This window comes from Roseateles oligotrophus (genome assembly GCF_025717515.1).
GTDB lineage: Bacteria > Pseudomonadota > Gammaproteobacteria > Burkholderiales > Burkholderiaceae_C > Paucibacter_A > Paucibacter_A oligotrophus.
This window is the reverse complement of sequence record NZ_JAJIRN010000008.1, coordinates 1-19,614: the sequence shown is the minus strand read 5'-3', so window position 1 is coordinate 19,614 and position 19,614 is coordinate 1. Positions and strand designations below refer to the sequence as shown.

Annotated in this window: 19 protein-coding genes; 15 read left to right on the top strand and 4 right to left on the bottom strand. The window is 54.5% G+C overall.

Translation table 11 applies throughout. The annotated features are described in order from the left end of the window. Positions 1-4: 4 nt before the first annotated feature. Together rpmF and LNV07_RS17600 are read right to left on the bottom strand one after the other, a co-directional pair. Complete coding sequence (rpmF, locus tag LNV07_RS17605; RefSeq protein WP_263531618.1) at positions 5-190, bottom strand: 50S ribosomal protein L32; 186 nt, start codon at positions 188-190, stop codon at positions 5-7. 321 nt (positions 191-511) lie between these two features. After that, positions 512-1,078, bottom strand: coding sequence for a YceD family protein (locus LNV07_RS17600; RefSeq protein WP_263572487.1), 567 nt, complete (start codon positions 1,076-1,078; stop codon positions 512-514). A gap of 68 nt (positions 1,079-1,146) precedes the next feature. On the opposite strand from LNV07_RS17600, the gene LNV07_RS17595 reads away from it, so the two are divergent. Together LNV07_RS17595 and LNV07_RS17590 are read left to right on the top strand one after the other, a co-directional pair. Beyond that, on the top strand, positions 1,147-1,770 hold the full coding sequence (locus LNV07_RS17595) for a Maf family nucleotide pyrophosphatase (RefSeq protein ID WP_263572486.1): 624 nt from the start codon (positions 1,147-1,149) through the stop codon (positions 1,768-1,770). Next, positions 1,767-2,534, top strand: coding sequence for an SAM-dependent methyltransferase (locus tag LNV07_RS17590; protein ID WP_263572485.1), 768 nt, complete (start codon positions 1,767-1,769; stop codon positions 2,532-2,534). Before LNV07_RS17595 ends, LNV07_RS17590 begins: the two co-directional genes overlap by 4 nt. A gap of 33 nt (positions 2,535-2,567) precedes the next feature. Here LNV07_RS17590 and LNV07_RS17585 read toward each other — a convergent pair whose 3' ends face one another. Together LNV07_RS17585 and LNV07_RS17580 are read right to left on the bottom strand one after the other, a co-directional pair. Further along, entirely contained in the window at positions 2,568-4,076 is a 1,509-nt protein-coding gene (locus LNV07_RS17585) for a DEAD/DEAH box helicase (protein ID WP_263572484.1), read from the bottom strand. Positions 4,077-4,103: 27 nt separating this feature from the next. Beyond that, positions 4,104-5,252 carry an MraY family glycosyltransferase gene (locus LNV07_RS17580; RefSeq protein WP_263572483.1) on the bottom strand — a complete coding sequence of 383 codons (1,149 nt, stop codon included), beginning with the start codon at positions 5,250-5,252 and terminating at the stop codon, positions 4,104-4,106. A 529-nt stretch (positions 5,253-5,781) separates the two neighbouring features. On the opposite strand from LNV07_RS17580, the gene LNV07_RS17575 reads away from it, so the two are divergent. From LNV07_RS17575 to LNV07_RS17515, 13 genes are all read left to right on the top strand, one after another. Then, positions 5,782-7,344: an SLBB domain-containing protein gene (locus tag LNV07_RS17575; protein WP_263572482.1), complete on the top strand. Its 1,563-nt coding sequence runs from the start codon at positions 5,782-5,784 to the stop codon at positions 7,342-7,344. Positions 7,345-7,413: 69 nt separating this feature from the next. After that, entirely contained in the window at positions 7,414-8,577 is a 1,164-nt protein-coding gene (locus LNV07_RS17570; RefSeq protein WP_263572481.1) for a Wzz/FepE/Etk N-terminal domain-containing protein, read from the top strand. A 141-nt stretch (positions 8,578-8,718) separates the two neighbouring features. Continuing rightward, positions 8,719-9,834 carry a DegT/DnrJ/EryC1/StrS family aminotransferase gene (locus tag LNV07_RS17565; RefSeq protein WP_263572480.1) on the top strand — a complete coding sequence of 372 codons (1,116 nt, stop codon included), beginning with the start codon at positions 8,719-8,721 and terminating at the stop codon, positions 9,832-9,834. Continuing rightward, positions 9,831-10,538, top strand: coding sequence for a WbqC family protein (locus LNV07_RS17560; RefSeq protein ID WP_263572479.1), 708 nt, complete (start codon positions 9,831-9,833; stop codon positions 10,536-10,538). The genes LNV07_RS17565 and LNV07_RS17560 overlap by 4 nt, the downstream gene beginning before the upstream one ends. Positions 10,539-10,555: 17 nt before the next feature. Next, positions 10,556-11,488, top strand: coding sequence for a DegT/DnrJ/EryC1/StrS family aminotransferase (locus tag LNV07_RS17555; RefSeq protein ID WP_263572478.1), 933 nt, complete (start codon positions 10,556-10,558; stop codon positions 11,486-11,488). A 3-nt stretch (positions 11,489-11,491) separates the two neighbouring features. After that, positions 11,492-11,914: a GNAT family N-acetyltransferase gene (locus LNV07_RS17550; protein WP_263572477.1), complete on the top strand. Its 423-nt coding sequence runs from the start codon at positions 11,492-11,494 to the stop codon at positions 11,912-11,914. A 17-nt stretch (positions 11,915-11,931) separates the two neighbouring features. Beyond that, positions 11,932-13,449 (top strand): oligosaccharide flippase family protein, encoded by a 1,518-nt coding sequence (locus LNV07_RS17545; RefSeq protein WP_263572476.1) that lies wholly within the window; start codon positions 11,932-11,934, stop codon positions 13,447-13,449. Positions 13,450-13,841: 392 nt separating this feature from the next. Beyond that, positions 13,842-14,768, top strand: coding sequence for a hypothetical protein (locus tag LNV07_RS17540; protein ID WP_263572475.1), 927 nt, complete (start codon positions 13,842-13,844; stop codon positions 14,766-14,768). Beyond that, a complete protein-coding gene (locus tag LNV07_RS17535; protein ID WP_263572474.1) occupies positions 14,761-15,336 on the top strand; it encodes a haloacid dehalogenase-like hydrolase in 576 nt (191 codons plus the stop codon). Before LNV07_RS17540 ends, LNV07_RS17535 begins: the two co-directional genes overlap by 8 nt. A gap of 349 nt (positions 15,337-15,685) precedes the next feature. Continuing rightward, on the top strand, positions 15,686-16,438 hold the full coding sequence (locus LNV07_RS17530; RefSeq protein ID WP_263572473.1) for a hypothetical protein: 753 nt from the start codon (positions 15,686-15,688) through the stop codon (positions 16,436-16,438). Between the two features lie 13 nt (positions 16,439-16,451). Beyond that, positions 16,452-17,690, top strand: coding sequence for an oligosaccharide repeat unit polymerase (gene wzy / locus LNV07_RS17525; RefSeq protein ID WP_263572472.1), 1,239 nt, complete (start codon positions 16,452-16,454; stop codon positions 17,688-17,690). Positions 17,691-17,805: 115 nt separating this feature from the next. Next, positions 17,806-18,807 carry a glycosyltransferase family protein gene (locus LNV07_RS17520; RefSeq protein ID WP_263572471.1) on the top strand — a complete coding sequence of 334 codons (1,002 nt, stop codon included), beginning with the start codon at positions 17,806-17,808 and terminating at the stop codon, positions 18,805-18,807. Positions 18,808-18,860: 53 nt separating this feature from the next. After that, positions 18,861-19,614 (top strand): glycosyltransferase (locus tag LNV07_RS17515; RefSeq protein WP_263572470.1); only part of this gene is annotated, 754 nt, incomplete at its 3' end.

Sequence of the window (19,614 nt, the reverse complement as noted above, 5' to 3'; positions counted from 1 at the left end):
AATCTTAGGAGGCGTCAGCCTTGGTCTTCAGGACCTTGCGGCCGCGATAGAAGCCGGTCGGGCTGATGTGGTGGCGCAGATGCACCTCACCAGTTGTAGGCTCGATGCCGGTACCTGGGGTGGCCAGTGCTGTATGCGAGTTGTGCATGCCGCGCTTGGATGGGGACTTTTTGTTTTGCTGAACTGCCATGAAATTCTCCTAAGGCTCCGGTGATTTAGAGCGCACCGCAATGAATGGACTAAGCCAGCTCATCACTGATCTTGCGGCCCTGACACCCCGGGAGCCGCGTGTTGTTTGCTAAGTTGCTTTGCTATGTACTCAAGCGTCACGAGCTTCTGCGCACCATGCGCCAGCTGCCTGCAGATATTGACCCTGGCTTACAGCGTGCTTTATTGCCAGCCGTCTTGCCAAAACCTAGCCCCTGCGACATGCCACTTTGATTCTCGAACCGGGGAAAGCCCGTGATTGTAGCACGCCGGAATTCTTCGTCAAAGCATGCAGACCAGGCGACTACTGGGCCGGCCCCTGCTTCTTCAGGGCAGCAAGCGCAGCAAAGGGATGCGGCGACTCAACCTCAAGCTCGACAGCAGCCAAACTCGGATCAACCGGCACTTTCAGCGGCTCAGGGCATTGCTCATGCCGAGGCACCAAGGGCAGAGTAAGCAACAGCTCGTCTTCGATCAATTCCAATACATCGAAGCTACGCGAAATCACCAGCAAGTCCTCTTCGCATTCGGCATCAAGGCCGGCTGCTGCGGCCTCATCTTGGACAAAGCGGAACCAGCGGGTGAACTCAATATGCTCTTGCACCGGACGCAAACAACGCTGACACGTCAACTGAGCTACGGCCGAAGCCTCCAGATGCAACCAAGTTTGGGCTTGAGCGCCGCGCGGCTCACGGCGCTCGCCAGTGGCCGACCACTTGACTGCCGGCCAAGCGCTCGCAGGCGCTTCCGGCGCCGCCGCGTCGGCCAAACGCAACAAACTACCCGCGGGCAGTTCACCGCTCAATTGCCCACCGTCGCGCGCAAAAGCCACGACATCCAATTTATCCGCGAGAAACATATGCTCTTTCATGCCCCAAGTGTAGGTGGCCCAGCGAACTACCAGGGCTCGGTGACGGTTAGCAATGCGAAAATGACCGGATGAATGTCACCCTCCCCTCTCGACCCCTTATCCTCGGCTCCAGTTCTCGCTATCGGCGCGAACTACTGGAGCGTCTGCGCATGCCGTTTGAAGTTTTCGCCCCGGATTTGGATGAATCCACCCGACCAGGCGAAGCGCCGGTGCAATTGGCTGCCCGACTGGCCATGGCCAAGGCCCAAGCGGTCGCCAAGCAATTCCCTCGGGCCATCGTGATCGGCTCCGACCAAGTCGCCGACCTGAATGGTCAGGCAATAGGCAAGCCCGGCACGCATGCGCGTGCAGTCGAGCAACTGAGCGCGATGAGTGGCCAATCGGTCGTGTTCCACACCGCCGTCGCCGTAGTCTGCGCGGAGTCCGGTTTCAGCGCCGGTGACATCGCTCCGGTGCGCGTGCAATTCAGAAGCCTGAGCGCCGTAGAAATAGAGAATTACCTCAATGCCGAGCAGCCCTATGACTGCGCAGGCAGCGCCAAGTCCGAAGGCCTGGGCATCGCCCTGCTCGCGTCGATTGAGTCCGACGACCCGAGTGCCTTGATCGGCCTGCCCCTGATACGCACCAGCCAATTGCTTCGCCAAGCTGGCCTTGATCCACTACTCGTCTTAAAGAATGGGAGCTCAGCATGAAAAAGGGACGCCTCTATCTGGTTCCGAATACGCTGGACTTCGGCGTCGAAGGTGCCGCCGTCGATCTGCAGCAAGTGCTGCCTATGCACATCATTCAAACAGCCGCCCGACTCGAATATTGGGCCGCCGAAAGCGCCAAGACAACGCGCTCATTTCTAAAGCGGGTCGACGCCTTGGTGCCGCTGAATCAAGCGCTGCAAAGCCTGCAAATCACCGAACTGCCGCGAGCACCCAAAGGCCGCTCGAACGATGCGGCCAGCCAGAATCAAGCCTGGAACGCCCTGCTCGCTCCGGCCTTGGCGGGCCACGACCTGGGCTTGATCTCGGAGGCAGGACTGCCGGCGGTGGCCGACCCCGGCGCGCTACTCGTGGCGGCTGCCCATGAGGCAGACATTGAGGTGATCCCCTTGAGCGGGCCAAGTGCCTTGCTGATGGCACTATCCGCGAGCGGCTTGAACGGGCAGAGCTTTGCCTTTGTCGGCTATTTGCCGGTCGAGGTACCCGCGCGCGCCGCGCGCATTCGCGAGCTTGAGGCCTTGTCGACACGCCAGCAGCAGACGCAGCTGATGATAGAGACGCCCTACCGCAACTCGACCCTGCTTCAGGCGCTCCTGAGCACACTCAGACCCCAAACTCGCCTGTCCATCAGTTGCGGCCTCAGCCTTGAACAAGGCTGGACTCGCAGCGCGACGGTGGAGCAATGGCGCAGCTCGGGCGAGTCACTGCCGGACAAGATTCCGGCGGTATTTGCTCTACTTGGGTAATGAAGCGAGTCGGAGGCATTCCCAAGTCAAGGCTCAGGACTCCAGCGCGCTAGCTGCGGGCTTGGCACCAAACAGCGCCGCCACCTTGCGCTTAGGCCTGATATTGGCCGACAAGCCTCGGGGAGCAGGCGACGCGCCGCCAGCGCCCTTGTCCCAGGCGGGCAACTCGGCACCAGCGCTGGCCTCATAGGGCTTGTCAAAAAAAGCATCACGCGGCTGACTCGGCGCACGATAAGAAGGGCGCTGAGCGGCCGCAGGCGCAACTGCCGCTGAATCGGCCGGGCGCGCATCCCATTCGCGCGGCGCGCGCTGAGGACGCTCCGACCGCTCCGACCGCTCGGGGCGCGTACCAGGGCGCGTATCTTCCAACTCGATCGGCGACAACTCGATCGTCCGCTTGAGCAGCTTCTCGAGATCGGCCATCAAGCGCGCGTCTGAACGAGTCACCAAGGTCACGGCCACACCCGAAGCGCCGGCACGGCCCGTGCGGCCAATGCGGTGAACATAGTCCTCCGCATTGAATGGCACGTCGAAATTGAATACCGCCGGCAAATCGGCGATATCCAGACCGCGCGCCGCCACATCGGTGGCCACCAAGATATCAACCTCGCCGGCCTTGAAGGCCTCCAATGACTTCAAACGCTCGTCTTGCGACTTGTCGCCATGCAGGGCCGAGGTACGCAAACCATCGCGCTCGAAGGAACGAGCCAGGCGCGCCGCGCCAAGCTTCGAATTGACGAACACAATCGCCTGCTTGATGCCGCGTTGACGCAAAGTCTGGGTGACGGCCAAACGCTTTTCATCATCGGTAACGCTATAGAACACCTGCTCGACGTTGGTGGCGGTGGCGTTTGGCCGAGCCACTTCTACCAGCAAGGGGTCTTGCAGATAGCTCTGCGCCAAGCGCTTGATCTCGGGCGAAAACGTCGCGGAGAACAGCAAGGTCTGGCGCGCCTTGGGCAAGAAGCTCAGGATACGCTGCAGGTCGGGCAAGAAGCCGATGTCCAGCATGCGGTCGGCCTCGTCCAGCACCACATACTCGACTTGATTCAATACGCAGTTCTTGGCCTCGATATGGTCAAGCAAGCGGCCCGGCGTAGCGATCAAAACCTCGACGCCGCCCTTCAGAATGGCGGTCTGAGGCTTCATGTCGATGCCGCCAAAAACCACCGTCACTCTCAGATTGGTGTGCTTGGCATAGGCCTTGATGTTGTTGGCGACCTGATCAGCCAACTCACGCGTCGGCGCCAGAACCAAAGCACGCACAGGATGTCGCGCCGGCGAGGCGCTGGCGTTCTCATGCTTGAGCATGCGCTGCAGCAAGGGAATCGAAAACGCGGCCGTCTTGCCGGTGCCGGTCTGTGCCGCACCCATGACGTCGCGCCCCTCCAAAACGATAGGAATGGCCTTGGCCTGAATCGGCGTCATCAGGGCGTAACCTGAGTCGGCAACGGCGCGCAAAAGCTTGGCGTCGAGAGGCAGCGTATCGAAACGCGCCGGGGTGGGTTCAGGAGCAGCTTGCGTGATTTGGGTGTCGGTCATCCGCCGATTATCCGCTATACGCGAAATTCACTCGGGTTTGTCTGGGGTTTTAGCGACAAGTGATGCTGCTTGGCGCCCCATTACATCGCCGCGAAACACCATCCAACGAGGTGTCCGGAAGCGAACGATCCGCCAATAAAGACCCACATAGGTCACGCCAAATAGCAACATACAGGCAAGCAACATCGGCGTCGAATCCCAGAACAACAAGGCCGGAACCAACGAGGAGACACACAAGGTCCAGAGATAAGGCGCCGTCATCGAATTGCGTCTAGTCATCGCCCGCGCATCACGTGCACCGACCGCCCAGCGCATCAAACGCCGATAAATCAGCGAATGCAGGTGAATGCCGTCGGGCTCACCGGATGGTGCAGCGCGGATAAAGCGGCGGCGGTAGACCGAGAACAGGGTTTCAAACACCGGGTAAATACAAACCGTCAAAGGGAAAAGAGGCGACACCTGGGGGTGGCGCGCGATCAACAGGATGCCAATTTCAGCCATGAAGAAGCCTAAAAAATAGGCTCCTCCGTCACCGAGAAAAATCAGCCCGGCCGGGAAATTCCAGACAAAAAACCCCAAGATCGCCCCAACGCCCGCCAGCGCCCACAGCGCCAACTCAATATCGCCAACCTGGAACGCGATAAAACCAAAAGTCATCAACATCAAGCTGACGCACATCGATGACAGCCCATTGAAGCCATCAATGATGTTGACCGAGTTCGCCACGCCGGCCACGGCAAACACCGTAGCCACCAAGGATCCCGCTGTCGTAGCAACAACCCAGTCAAGCCCAGGAATATCGGTGCGGGTGATCTGGGCCTCCAGCAGCCAAAATGCCAATGCGCCAGATACCGCCGTCGCCAGCAAGCGTTTGGCTGGCGACACAGCCTTGGTCAAGTCCTCAATCAATCCGACAGCAAAGGCCGGTAGGCCGCATAGAAGCAGCAGAAATCCGAGTTTGGCATCAACCCCGCCCTTGAACCAAACCATTAGTGCCAAAGCCAGCAAACCAAAGTACATGCCGATGCCGCCGACGCGCGGCACCGCAGTGGCGTGGAACTTTTGCGGCCCAGACAAATCGGTGTCTGCGGACAAATGCCCATGCGCGCGAACCGAATGGATCACGAACAGGGTGATCCCGGTCGCGATGAAAAAAGGAACCAGTAGATGAAGCATGGCCGCAAGTGTAGCCAGTGACCAGCGGGCTTTCCCCGAGTCGCAGCCGAACGCCGGCTAGAATCCGCTCCGCCGTCAAGTACCTTCACCAGGTAGGCACTTGTAGAACAACACCGAGCGAGAGTAAATGAAGGTCAGCGAAATTTGGCAATCGGCAGTCGACGAGCAGCACTCACGCGAAGTTGCGCAGGCAACTTCTCCGATTGGAAAAAGCTTGTTCAGACTAACTGGCGTTACGGCACTTGCCTTGGCGCAGCTGTTAATCACACACATGACGGCTCACGCCGCCACTGGCCCGATGCCTGAGGACGCGAACCAAGCCGGCAGCCCGGTACGGCTTCGCGAAGCTGCGCGGCCTAGCGCTGACGCGAACCCAAGCCTCGACTTACAGGCAAACTTGACTGAACCCCTCACGCAACACCCCAGATTCGAAACACGGCCGGCGCCATGGATCCCGAGCGAATTTGAGAGCTATGTCCAGCGCTCAATAGTGGGCGAAGAAAAGATCCGCCGCTTTGGATCAGAGCTGATGAATTCCTCAGGTCGCGAGAACTTGGCTCAGGAGGGTGCCGGCCAAATTCCACAAGACTACGTCATCAGCGTAGGTGATGAAATTCTGCTCACGCTCTGGGGCTCCGTCGAAGCCGATCTGCGTTTGATCGTCGATCGCAGCGGCCGCATCACCTTGCCCCGCATCGGCCCCGTCCGGGTAGCGGGCGTGCGCTACATCGACCTCGCGCCCACCATCGAACAGCGCGTCGGCCAAGTTTTCCGCAACTACCAACTCTCCGCCTCGCTCGGCCGCCTCCGCAGCATCCGCATCTATGTCACCGGCTTCACCCAGCGGCCTGGCGCCTACCATGTCAGCGGGCTGACAACACTGGTCAACGGCCTAATGCAAGCCGGCGGACCCTCAGCGGCCGGCAGCTTCCGCCAAATCGAGTTGCGCCGCGCCGGCAGAACCATCAGCAGCTTCGATTTCTATGACCTGCTGATTAACGGCAACAAGACCGCCGACCAAACCCTGCAGGCCGACGACGTTGTCCATATCGGGCCGGTCGGCCCACAAGTTGCGTTGATCGGCAGCGTCAACAAGCCGGCCATTTTTGAACTCAAGGCGCAAGACACCTTAGCCGACGTGCTCGCCATGGCCGGTGGGTTCAGCGCAGTCGCCGACCGCAGCCGATTCACGCTGGAACGCCTCGACGCACGCAATGAGGCTCGCATCATCGAAGTCCCCTTGCCGATGCAAATCAAAGACAAGCCACGTGACGGTGATGTATTGCGCGCCTTCAGCAGCGTCGAAGCGACTTTGCCGCAGCACCGACAGAGTAAGCGCGTCAAGGTGGAAGGCGAAGTGCAGCGGCCGGGCGAATTCATATTGCCAGCAAGCAGTACGTTGGCCGACGCCGTCAAGGCAGCAGGCGGATTGACGCCAGGGGCATATCTCTACGGCACTGATTTCAGCCGTGAAAGCGTGCGTATCACTCAGACCGAAAACTACAACCGAGCATTGCGCAACCTCGAGGCAGAGTTCACGCGCAAAAGCGCCAGTCAAAAAATTACCGCTAGCACAGATTCCGCCGCTCAGGCCGCAAAAGCGCAAAGCAGTGATCGACTATTGGAAACACTGCGGGCCGTTAAGCCCACCGGCCGCATAGTCTTGCAATTGCCCCCAACAGCCAGCAGCCTACCTGACTTTATCGTCGAGGACGGCGACCGGATTCAAATCCCGCCACGCCCAAGCAGCATCGGTGTCTTTGGCAGCGTTTTCAACGGCGGCAGCTACTTGTACGCTCAAGGCAACTCAGTCGGCGACTTCATGAAGCTTGCCGGTGGTCCGACCAAGGGTGCTGACAACGGCAGCACTTTTGTAGTCCGCGCCAACGGCAGCGTCGTCAGCGCAAGGCAAGGCGGGGGAGGATGGCTCACATCAGGCGGCGTGGAAAGCCTAGCCGCCGAACCCGGCGACACCGTCTTCGTGCCCGAAGAAATGGACAAGACCACCTTCATGCAAGAGGCCAAGGACTGGACGCAAATTCTTGCGCAGTTCGCCTTGGGTGCTGCAGCGCTGAAGACCCTCAAGAATTAATTGATCAGCTGATCAGTCGGTTGATTAATTGATTGATGGACTGATCGCGACTACGGAACCCATTTAGCTGTGACTCAAGTGAATCCAACGCAAGCCCAAGTTGTTCCTACAGACGCGCAGGGAGAAGACGGCATTGAGCTCCTGGACCTGCTGACGATCCTGGCAGCGCGCTGGCGCTTATTGGTCATTGCCCCTATCGCTGCTGGCGCAATTGCACTCTGTGCGACCTATTTGATCGCACCGACCTACACGGCAAAGACAACTTTTTTGCCACCGCAACAGCAGCAGAGTTCGGCCGCCTCGGCGCTTGCATCTTTGGGGGCTTTGTCAGGATTAGCTGGCGGAATTAGTGGCATCAAGAGCCCTAGCGATCAGTATGTGGCGCTGATGCAAAGCGTCAACGTACAAGATCGAATAATTGATCAGTTCAAGCTTATGGAGGCCTACAAATCCAAGTATCGATTTGAGGCTCGCAAGGAGTTGGAACAAAACGTTCGTATCGCGCTGGGTAAGAAAGACGGTTTGATTTCTGTCGAGGCTGATTCGAAAGACCCGAAGATGGCAGCTGATATGGCCAACCAACATGTGGCCGAGTTGCGCCGACTGACGGGTGAACTCGCACTCACGGAAGCACAGCAACGCCGCGCATTCTTCGAAGGTGAATTGAAACGCACACAACTTAAATTGGCTGACGCGCAGCGGATTTTGCAAAGCAGCGGTTTCAATCCGGGAGCACTGAAGATCGAGCCCAAGGTCGCTGCAGAAGGCTATGCCACCCTCAGGGCGCAAATCACTGCAACCGAAGTGCGTCTACAGACCATGCGTCGCGGGTTGGCAGAAACGGCGCCGGAAATTCAACAACAGGCGACCTTGCTCGGTGCGCTGCGAGCTCAGCTCAGCAAACTAGAAGCAACTAGTGCCAATAACAACAGTAAAGACAGCGATTACATCAGCCGCTACCGCGAATTCAAATATCAGGAGACGTTGTTCGAGTTGTTCTCCAAACAGTTTGAAATCGCACGCCTAGATGAAAGCCGCGAAGGTGCAGTGATACAGGTGGTTGACGTGGCAACACCGGCCGAATGGAAGAGTAAACCCAAGCGAGCGTCGATCGCAGCGAGCACCACTGTCGTCACATTCTTTGCCTTTGTAATTTGGGTTCTGGTGGGAAATTTCTGGAGGAAAGCTAAAGCCGAACCAGCCAAGGCACCGAGGCAAAATGGTTCCCGCTAAAGTTGCTAGGTGGAATCACACCCAATTGGCCAAGGCGTCGGCCTATCGCCGTGTGCCGCGTGAACCAAAAACAGTGAAATCGGCAGCAGTCCTGACTGTGCACTTGCCTAAGCCGCCACCAACCGAGAGTAATTTTCAGTAATGACCAAGCCTATATACGTCACCCAACCCTATTTGCCGCCGCTAGAAGAATTCATCCCATACCTGGAAAAAATTTGGGAAAACAAAATTTTGACCAATGGCGGCCCCTTCCACCAACAGTTGGAAGAAGCACTTTGTAGCTACTTGGGCGTCAAACACATCTCCCTGTTTACCAACGCCACTATTGCACTCGTCACTGCGCTGCAAGCTTTGCGGGTTAATGGTGAAGTCATCACCACGCCGTATTCATTTGTAGCCACCGCACATTCGCTCTTGTGGAACGGAATCAAACCCGTGTTTGTGGACGTAGATCCTGACACACTCAACATCGATCCAGCCAAAATTGAGGCAGCAATCAGCCCCAATACTACGGCCATCATGCCGGTGCATTGCTATGGGCGCCCCTGCGACGTAGATGCCATCCAAAAAATTGCCGACAACTACAATTTACGCATTATCTACGATGCAGCCCATGCCTTCGGTGTGACCGATGATAGCGGAAGCGTACTGAATCATGGAGACCTTTCAGTACTGAGCTTTCACGCCACAAAAGTCTTTAATACCTTTGAAGGCGGCGCGATCATATGTCCGGACGCAAAAACTAAACTGCGTATCGATCAGCTGAAGAACTTTGGCTTTGTTGACGAGGTCACCGTAGTGGCCCCCGGCATTAACGGCAAAATGAGTGAGATAAATGCTGCCTTTGGCATGTTGCAACTTAAACACATCGCCCGTGCCCTTGATAGCCGCAAAGAAATCGACGCTGCTTATCGAGTGCAATTGAAGAGCATAAAAGGGATTCGCTGCCTTGGGGAACCTGGTGAATTTGCAGCCAACCACTCCTATTTTCCAATCCTGGTAGAGGACGACTATCCGTTGAGCCGTGACGAGTTGTACCAAAAGCTCAAAAGCCACAACATCTTGGCTCGCCGCTATTTCTATCCGCTGATAACTGATTTCCCCATGTACCGGGGTTTCCCATCGGCCCATCGTGACAACCTGCCAGTGGCGAACAGTGCAGCGCAGAAAATTATGTGCTTGCCAATTTATCCAAACTTGACTTCGGAAAATATTACGCAAGTAGTGTCATGTATACGTGGAGGACTGCAAGCATGAAGTATTCAATCATGCAGCCCTACTTTTTTCCTTATCTTGGCTACTACAGCCTGATAAGGAAATCAGACCGATTCATTCTGTTTGACGATGTTCAATTCATTCGCCATGGCTGGATCGAACGTAACCGTATACTTAAACCGGTCGAGGGCTGGCAATACATTTCGGTGCCGCTTGAGAAGGTCTCACTGGGAACAAAAATCGACCAGGTACGAATTAAATCAGCGGACGATTGGCGCGACAGGATCCTGCGTCAGCTTGAGCATTACAAGAAGAAGTCGCCCTTCTACGCGGAAACAATCGAAGTGGTAAAAAAATCGATAGGCCTCGATACCAGCAGCATCGTCGAGCTAAATAGGAACATACTTTTTGAAACCTGCAAGTACATTGGGATCCAAATCCATATCGACGTATTCAGCACAATGCAACTCCAAATCGAACCAGTGAATCACCCCGGTGAGTGGGCACTCAACATCACAAAATGCCTGGCCGGCACCGAATACATCAACCCCGTCGGCGGTGTCGATATATTCAAGCAAGAGCAGTTCGATGCCGCTGGGATTTCCATCAGCTTCATGGGCAACAATCTGACGCCATACAGCCAGCGTCGAGGCTTATTTGAGCCGGGGCTATCAATCATCGATGCGATGATGTTCAACGAGCCAGAGCAGATTCGCGCCCTAATTGACGACACCTATTTGCTGTAAAGCGATGGCAGCACCAGATGATTACGAAATCAGCAGTCAACAAGACTAATTATGCGCTGACCGGGCACTTTACCAAAAGTGCCCGTGCTGCTTGGGGCCACATCATAAAGAGCCTGTCCGGCTCAAGGCGGGCAAAAGTCCTTTTGCCCGCCTATATAGGATTTACCGAGCGCGAAGGCTCCGGCGTCTTCGATCCTGTTTCCGAGAATGAGGCAGATTACTGCTTCTACAAAATCAACAGCGATCTTAGCGTCGATCTCGCCGACTTCGAGAAGCAACTGACAAATGATGTCAACATCATTCTCATCATTCACTATTTTGGATTCTGTCGGAGCGATATAGCGGCGATCAAGCGATTATGTAGCTCTGCCAATGCAATACTGGTGGAGGACTGTGCACACGCCTTTCATTTGGAGGCTTCAAAATCAACATTGGGGCAAGTCGGGGATTTCGCCTTCTACTCCTTGCACAAGTACATCGCAACCGACAGCGGCGGCTTCCTAAAAACCAATATCAAGACTCTTGAATTACTGCCCTTGCCGCCCGAAGCCGCTGCCGACATCGCCGTAGTCGCGCAGTATGCGTTGACCGATTTCGAAGCAGTCAAGCGAGTCAGGCGCTGCAACTATGAGCTATATGCGCAATTGCTGGCACCGGTCACGCAGATTGAAATCATGTTCGCCCTCGCCAGCGACGAGATACCGCAGACGTTTGCAATACGAGTAAGGAATTCAAGGCGCGAAGCCCTATATTTTCATCTGATGCACCAGGGCATGCCAACAACAGCGCTGTATTACAGGATGATAGATGAAATTCATGCATCGGAGCACCCTGAATCGCACTCCATTGCAAGCGAAATATTGAATTTGCCGGTCCACCAAGACACTACGACCGAAGACGTCGAAAAGCTATGCGCTTCAATCATTGTCTTTTTTAACATAGGGGCTTAGACCATGAATTTTCCGCTAGAAATTGAAGGCCTATTGAAGGAAATTGATGGCGACTTTGTCCCACCCCTTTCGTCGTCAGTGGATTTGACTGAATATTCAAACAAACTATACAATAAGGCCACCATTTTTTCCGTTCATGACAAGGGGGCATTAGTCGCAGTGATGGCGGTCTACTGCACCGACGCGGTCAACAGGGTAGCTTACGGAACCATGCTTGCAGTAGCGGCAACGCATAGAATTTACGGGCTGGGTCCGAATTTGATCAAGTCGACCCTTGATTTCTTGAAGAAGAGCGAATTCAAAGTATTCAGATTAGAAATCTACAAGACCAACCCGCGGGTAATAACTCTCTACAGAAGACTGGGATTTTCAATTGCATCGGAAACGGATACATCCGTTTTCGTAGAAAAAAAACTAGACGAATAAAATAGAATTTCTCCACCTTGTCTCTCAAGAAAAACATTCTTGCCAACTATGCCAGCCAGATCTATGTGACGCTGATCGGCATCGTCATGGTGCCGCTCTATGTCACTTATATGGGTGCCGAAGCGTACGGGCTGGTTGGCTTCTTCGCTATGCTTCAGGCGTGGTTTCAGTTAATCGACATGGGTTTGACCCCAACCATGTCACGTGAGACCGCGCGGTTTAATGGTGGAGCTACGGATGCCGTCAGCTTGCGCCGAATGCTTAGGGCCCTGGAGGGCATATTTGTCGGAACAGCGGTTCTCGGCGGCCTTGCTATGGGACTCGCTTCGGGTCGAGTTGCCAGTGACTGGCTCAAGGTGCAGGAACTATCATTGCTCGAGGTGCAGCGGGCCGTCATTCTGATCGGAGTCATCGTCGCACTGCGTTGGGTCGGCGGGTTGTACCGTGGTGTGATATCCGGCTTTGAGCGGCTGGTATGGCTCAGCGGCTTCAATAGCGCGGTCGCTACGGTGCGCTTCGTCCTCGTCATCCCGTTCTTCATCTACGTTGGATCGACACCGGTTCATTTTTTCACCTATCAACTGCTCGTCGCTGTGGCAGAGTTGACTATCCTGGTAGTACAGACACACCGTTTGATGCCACAGTCAAAAGGTAGGTTGGATGGGCCATGGGACTGGGCACCGCTACGTGGCGTACTTAGATTTTCCCTCTCGCTTGCATTTACAAGTGCGGTCTGGGTGCTGGTCACGCAAACCGACAAACTCGTGCTGTCCAGGATACTGTCGCTCGGTGACTACGCTTACTTTACTCTTGCGGTCCTGATGGCCAGCGGGATCATGGTAATCAGCGGCCCCATCAGTGTTGCGCTGGTTCCGCGTCTGACCTGCCTTTTTGCGGCGAAGGACGAAGCCGGCCTTATTGCGCTATATCGCAATGCGACACAACTTGTCACCGTAATCGCGGTCCCTGCCACCTTGGTTTTGGCAATATTCTCTGAACAGGTGCTGTGGGCTTGGACCGGCAACGCGGAGATCGCCAGCAAGGCAGCCCCGGTTTTGACGCTGTACGCGCTAGGCAATGGTTTCTTGGTTCTAGCGGCGTTTCCGTATTATCTTCAGTTCGCGAAGGGTGATTTGAAGTTGCACTTGGTTGGCAATGCGCTGTTTGTGCTCATACTAATTCCCTCGGTGATCTGGGCCGCAACCGCATTCGGAATGATTGGCGCCGGCTGGGCATGGCTGGGCGCGAATTTTCTGAGTTTTCTATTTTGGGTTCCGGTGGTGCACCGAAGCTTTCTGCGTGGGCTGCATGCAAGGTGGCTGGCGCACGATATTGGCGCGATTGCGGTCCTGCCCTGCATCGCGGGAGGTGGGGCCTATTGCCTATTGCAATGGTCGCATGAACGCCTACCTGTCGCCATCTCTATCGCCCTATTAAGTCTTGCGCTTTTCATCGTTACTGCGGCAGGCTCCTCATATGTGAGGCAAAAAACCTATGAAAAATTGCGCACTCGTTTTCCCGAAATGAAACGTTAGGCGCATTCAGCGTCGCAGAAATTCAAGATCACAGAACCGTATGTCACTCCGGATCTACGATGGGCTTTGATCCTAGCCCGGCAACTTGGACAGCGCACTGCCGCGCAGATCAATTCCTCGGACTGAGTATGCAAGAAGAAGTGGTTTCTGTTGAAGTGATACATGGATGCTTGAGGCTATCCGTCACTGCCAGTGCTCAGGCTCAACCACTGGGGCCAGCCGAAAAGCCCCGGTGCTTTGAGACCGGCGAGGCGCGCATAATCCCGGCCGGATTATGGCCTGACGTACAACCCTCGCGCCCGCCCCTATCCCTCCGCCCCTCATGCTTGAAACTAGGGGCCATCCCTCGCAGAGAAACGAACTGGTACTACACCCCAGAGTGAATAATCAATATGACTTACCAGATCAACAGCACCACGCTCGGAATCACGCCGGCTGACGAAAAATTGCTGCGTCAACATACACTCGTCAGCCGACTAAAAAAAAGCAGCCTTCTCAGGTCGATGTGGAATGCTTATCGGCAATTGCGTGCGGCGAACAAGTCGCGGACCCGCACAAAGATCGACGACGGCAGTCGTCGAAATATCATCGTGATCTACCGGCATGTGTACATTTCCCAGGATCACAATCGATTCCCACAGAAAAGCCGGCCCGATTCCTTCAGTCACGACAAGTGCTTTCATAATTTGATAGAATCCATCGAAAATCACTCAAGCAAGAATACGGTAAAGGTCATCATTTATTACAACGGAACCCGGGAAGAATTTCTTTCCGACTCGTTATCCAAGTATCTTGAGACGATCGAAATAAATGTGCAGGTTTTTCTGTTGAGCACCAAGTCGGCGGTCGAGGCCGCTCTGGTCTTGTTGCGGGAAACATTGTCAATGGATTTCGACGATAAGGACATCATCTATCTCCTTGAGAATGATTATTTGCACCACAAAGACTGGGTGACCGAGGTACTAAACGCCTACGCCTCAGAAATACCTTTTGATTACCTTTCTTTGTACGATCATCCTGATCGATACAAAATTCCGAAAAACTACCAAGGCACGGAACTATTCAACACGGGCACCCGGCATTGGATCACTGCACCGTCGACCTGCGGCAGCTTTCTGGTACAGTTCGACAAGTTAAAACGGGATTTCAAATACATCTACTCCACAAAGAATGATCATCAAATGTTCTCCCGGTTAACAGGAAAACTAAATCGAAGATTGATAACACCCGTCCCCGGCTTGGCGGTTCACTGCATGGCCGAACACCTAGACCCCGTCCAACGGCTTGAAGAATATTTCAAGCGCCAAGCAAATGAATGACAATGTTGTAGTATTCGATGTGGACAAAACATTGGTCTTCGGCGATCTGCATGACATCGTTATCAGAAGTTGGCTACAAGAGAATGCCCGGTACAAAATCATTCACAAATTGGCTAAATTTTTTTACGCCGTTGCGTTGGTACCGCCGATCAGAAGAAAAATTGAATATTTATTCACCGCATTCATACCCGCCGCGGACATTGATCGGATAATTAGGTACTTGTTGACCGATGCTTCGCTCGCGAACAAGCAGCTCCTCCGCAGAATTGGCAAATACAAGGTTAGCGGCGCAAATGTTTTTCTCGTTTCCGCCGCGCCCGAGAAGTTGATAGCGATTCTGGCACGCGTACTTCTGGTTGAATCAATTTCTTCAAAAACAGTATGCGGCATACTGATTCGAGACTATCTTGCGAAAAAAAGCAAGGCCTACAAGTCGCTGACTACCAGAGGGATGGTGATAAGAACCATCTATTCGGATAGCACACTGGATTTCCTCGACAAGGCAAAGAATATATTGATCGATGGCCATTCAATTACTACCAAAAACTACTACCGTAGAAAGGCCTGAGCCACGTTCATCACGACGAACCGATGCCGACGATGAAGACCGTCGGTCGGCGGCGCGCCACGGGGTGTGAGCCACACCCTTAACGCCTTTCAAGCGGACACCGATTGAAATGTTCAACGAACATTACAAGCACCACACTCACAAGAAACAAGATGTTCCGCATTGCAACAATGGCGCAAAACAGGATGTTTCTTCGCGAGCGCCGGGCGCCGCCGGGGGCCTGGGATGCTCAGATGGAACGGAACGACGCAGCAAGCCACACCTCTGACGTCAGTGCCCAACCTCCGGCCTCAAGGCGGCTGGCTTGTCAAGCCCGCAGCGCCGCCCGACACCTTATTAGGAAAACAAGATGAGAGAGTTCCTTTTCGGTATTGTTCCGGGGTCCGTTTTTGTCCTTAGGTATCACCCGAACCCTACGATGCCTCAGCTTGTTGGCCTGTTCCTTATGGAATTGGCACCATTTCTCATTGCATCGAGCCTCTCGGGGGGGGGGCTACTCGCCGTCCTGTTTGGATTCCTGCTGGTCTATTCCGTATACGAGATCGGCTATATCCACAACGACTTGGTCTCCCTAAAAGAAAAAGAAGGCAGGACCGATCGCGATCAGTTCTCCAGCTTTCGAGTACCTGTTTTCCTGTCCGCAAGAATACCTGTCATTGCAGTGATGCTAATGATCCTGCATCACCACCAGGGAAATCGGTTCGTGCCAACCCTATTGTTGCTGCTGTTTCTGATTTGCATATTTTTCCTGCACAATCTGATGCTGCGCCCAGGAAAACGAGTTTCGACATTTTTAGCATTGAACACGATCAAGGTTTTGATACGCTTTTCGTTGTTGGACGCGTCCGGCGGCCTGATGATATTTGCAATCCTTCCGCACATCGCAGTCAAACTTCTTCATTACCTTAAGTCGAAGAAGCTGATCGCTATAACCGATCCGGACTTCAGGCTCGTGAGCCTCAATATTTATCTTGGACTTGCCCCCGTGCTCGTGGCACTAGATCTAAAGTTATTCCTCGTCTCACTGCCATATTTTTTGAACCACAACAAGGCATTGATCTACGATTGCGTACGTCCTTTCTTGCAGCAACTAAAGAAGTGAACTTGGGTTCGACATGCATGCTCGTTACATTTGGCTCGACTTCTACTTGCTTGTCAACGTCATCTATTTCCTGCTGATTCTGAACGGTGGGCAGTTGTACGGCGAGTCTAATTCCGTCACTCCTCCTGCTGCCGAGGCGATATTATTTTTGCTGCTGCTGCTGCTGACATCATATGCCTATTTTCAAGTGTTTTTATTCTCGTCGTTGCAGAAAATAAAGATAAAAAACGTTTTCGGGGACAAGCGGCATGCTGATTTTGGGCGCCCTGTCGGACTGATTGTGGCCACCCTGCAAATCGGCTTCGTTGTTTACTTCATGAGCGCGGGCACATATGTCGCCGGTTCAACACTGCGGGATAGCTCGATTTTTTCAAAGATCTGGGTGTTGATCCCTGTTGATTTGCTCTTTCTAGTCTTTTACGGCACTTACAGAGATTCTAAATATTTCACTTTTAATTTTTTTGTCTGGATCGCGTCGAGTTTAATCAGAGGATGGTCTGGCGTCGTTCTGACAGCGATTTTTCTAGAATCCTGTCGAATGTACAGCGCCGGAAAAGTCAAACTCGCGCACATCTTGTACGGAGTTATAGCGTTGACAATATTTTACCCATTCTTATTATTTTTTAAGCTATTTATTCGATTTCTGGCCATTGGCGGTGGCGACAGCATTCAGGATTTTTTCGCCTTGTATCAATTGATCGATGTCGGCGACTTGCTGCTTGCCGCCATGCAGCAGGCTTTTGACAGGCTGCAACTCCTGTCGAGTTTGATCGCTTCCTATCAGTTCAAAGACATATTTCAGCTTGATTTCGACAAAGGATTGATTGCGCCGTTTTGGTATGAGGGCATACACGGGATCGCGATCGACACGCTCTTCGGTAGTCCCCAGAAGATCAGTGCCGGGCAAGCATTTGCTGCTTATCTCGACCCCTTTTCCACCGATGTGAACTGGAATGCCAATCCAACGTTTGTCGGATGGTTATTCATCGCGCCATCATTGATGGTCTTCAACGTCCTCTACGTGACCATGCTTTGCGCAGTCTCATTTTTTGCAACCATATTGTTGCGACGAACCGATGACTCACTGAACGTCATATGGTATTCGTGGTTGGTACTGGCCATACCAGGTTGGTATGGTGCATTATTCTTGTACGCATATTCGACCATCCTGTTTTTTGCTCTTCACATCGGCATCGAGCTGTATAGACGGAGCTTCGTTCAGCACAGACGGCGCGTGGAGTTGGCGCCCTGAGTCATTCAAAAATTGGGCGGATCGTGGAAGACCTTGCGCGCACCCCGAAATTTGCAACAACCCTTGCAGGCATATCCCGCCTCCACAGCGCTGCTGAGGATTAAGAAATCCAGCCATGATCACTGCAAATTTTTTCCACATCAAATCCACCAATGGCCTTTTCTTCTATGGCCTGGATTACCTGCGTGAGAATATTGATCTAGTCCGAGTGATTTTGGTACGTCCCTCTCTCGCGGCCTCAGTCCGGGAATTGTTGCCTGCATGCAGGACTGTCGCCTGCTCGACCAGCCGTTACGTGAAAGAGACGGTCCAAGCCTCCTGGCGGGGCGACCTGCTCTTCACGCCGACCCCGCACCCCTTGCCCGGCATCAACAGGCAGTGGATCGTTCTGCACGACGCCTACCCCTTTGAAATGGGTTCCAGATCCGGCTTGAAGCGGAATCTGTTGCGCTTGTCGCTTGCAATGTCGTATTGCCGCGTCGGCTACATCAATCGCAGTGATGCACAGCCGTTTGTGGCTGGGCTTGGCGTCTCTCCGCAGCGCATGGTCTTCGCTCCAAACCGCTTTCCTGCGCCAGCAAATCGCACCGCCCGCCCGGCTCTTGCCAGCGCTTTGCCGGTAGTTGGTCTGCTCGGCACCGACTCTCCCAAGAAAAATTACGAGCGCCTGTTTGTCGCGGTTCGCCGCGCGGAGTTGCAGCGCCAGTTGTCGTTCCGCATCTACGGGCATGACACAGCCTATCTTCGCGCGGTCTGCGGCGCGTTCCCGGACGTCAGCGTCGAACTCGCGCGCAGTGATAACGAAAGCCTGGACGCATTCATGAGTCAAGTTGAAGTAATAGCGTCTGTTGCAGAGCAGGAGGGTTTCGGGCGGCCCATCGCTTCTGCTTTGCTCGCCGGCATGCCAGTGCACCTGCTGGACCGACCGGTGTTCCGCGAATTCTTCAGCGGGGGGGCACAGTTCCACCCCGATGTCGATGCCCTCGCTCGCGCGCTGCCACGATCCACCGCCGCCGAAGAACCGCCAAGCCTCTACCTCGCGCCAGCCGATGTCATCCAGGCCTATGCCGATGCCGTAGCCGAGATGCGCCGTCTCGGTGGTTCCGAGAGCCATTGAGTCGTTTCGCCGAACACACCGCCACTTCCCACTCCAATCAGCCCAGTGCGCCCATGACTCTTTCCGATCAACTCACCCTTTCCATCGTCAGTCATGGCCATGGGCCGCTTGTCGAGACATTGGTCGCCCAACTCGACACCATCGAGGCCCTGGCGGGCGTCAAAGTGATCCTCACACTAAACGTCCCCGGCGAACCATTTCTCTACGAAATACAGCCGCTCCATCGCCTGCGCCTCGATATCGTGCGAAATGCATCGCCTTTGGGTTTCGGAGCCAATCACAACCAGGCGTTTAAAAAATGCGAAACGCACTGGTACGCCATCCTGAATCCCGACTTGTCGTTGCCCACCGACGTATTCACGCCCTTGCTCCAAACCGCACGTGCAGAGAACGCGGCCTTGGTTGCACCCTGCGTGGTCAACCCTGAAGGCATCACGGAGGACTCCGTACGTTGGAATCTCACCCCTTGGTCCCTCTTTATGCGCCGACTCGGTGTTCAGGGCGAGTCTTCCGTCGGCGACCACAAGTTCCGCTGGTTCGCAGGTATGTTCTATATCGTGAGCAGTACGGCCTTTCGTCAGATCGGCGGATTCGACACCCGCTACTTTCTGTATTGCGAAGACTACGACCTTTGTGCGCGCATGCACCTGGCTAACCACAAGTTGCGTTACGAGCCAGGCTTTCGGGTAATCCACGACGCACGCCGCGCCAGTTGGAAGTCCTCCCGCTATCTGGTCATGCACATGAAGAGCCTGCTCAGAGTCTGGTGCTCCAATCCAGTATGGAGGATTGCGTTGAAGAACATGC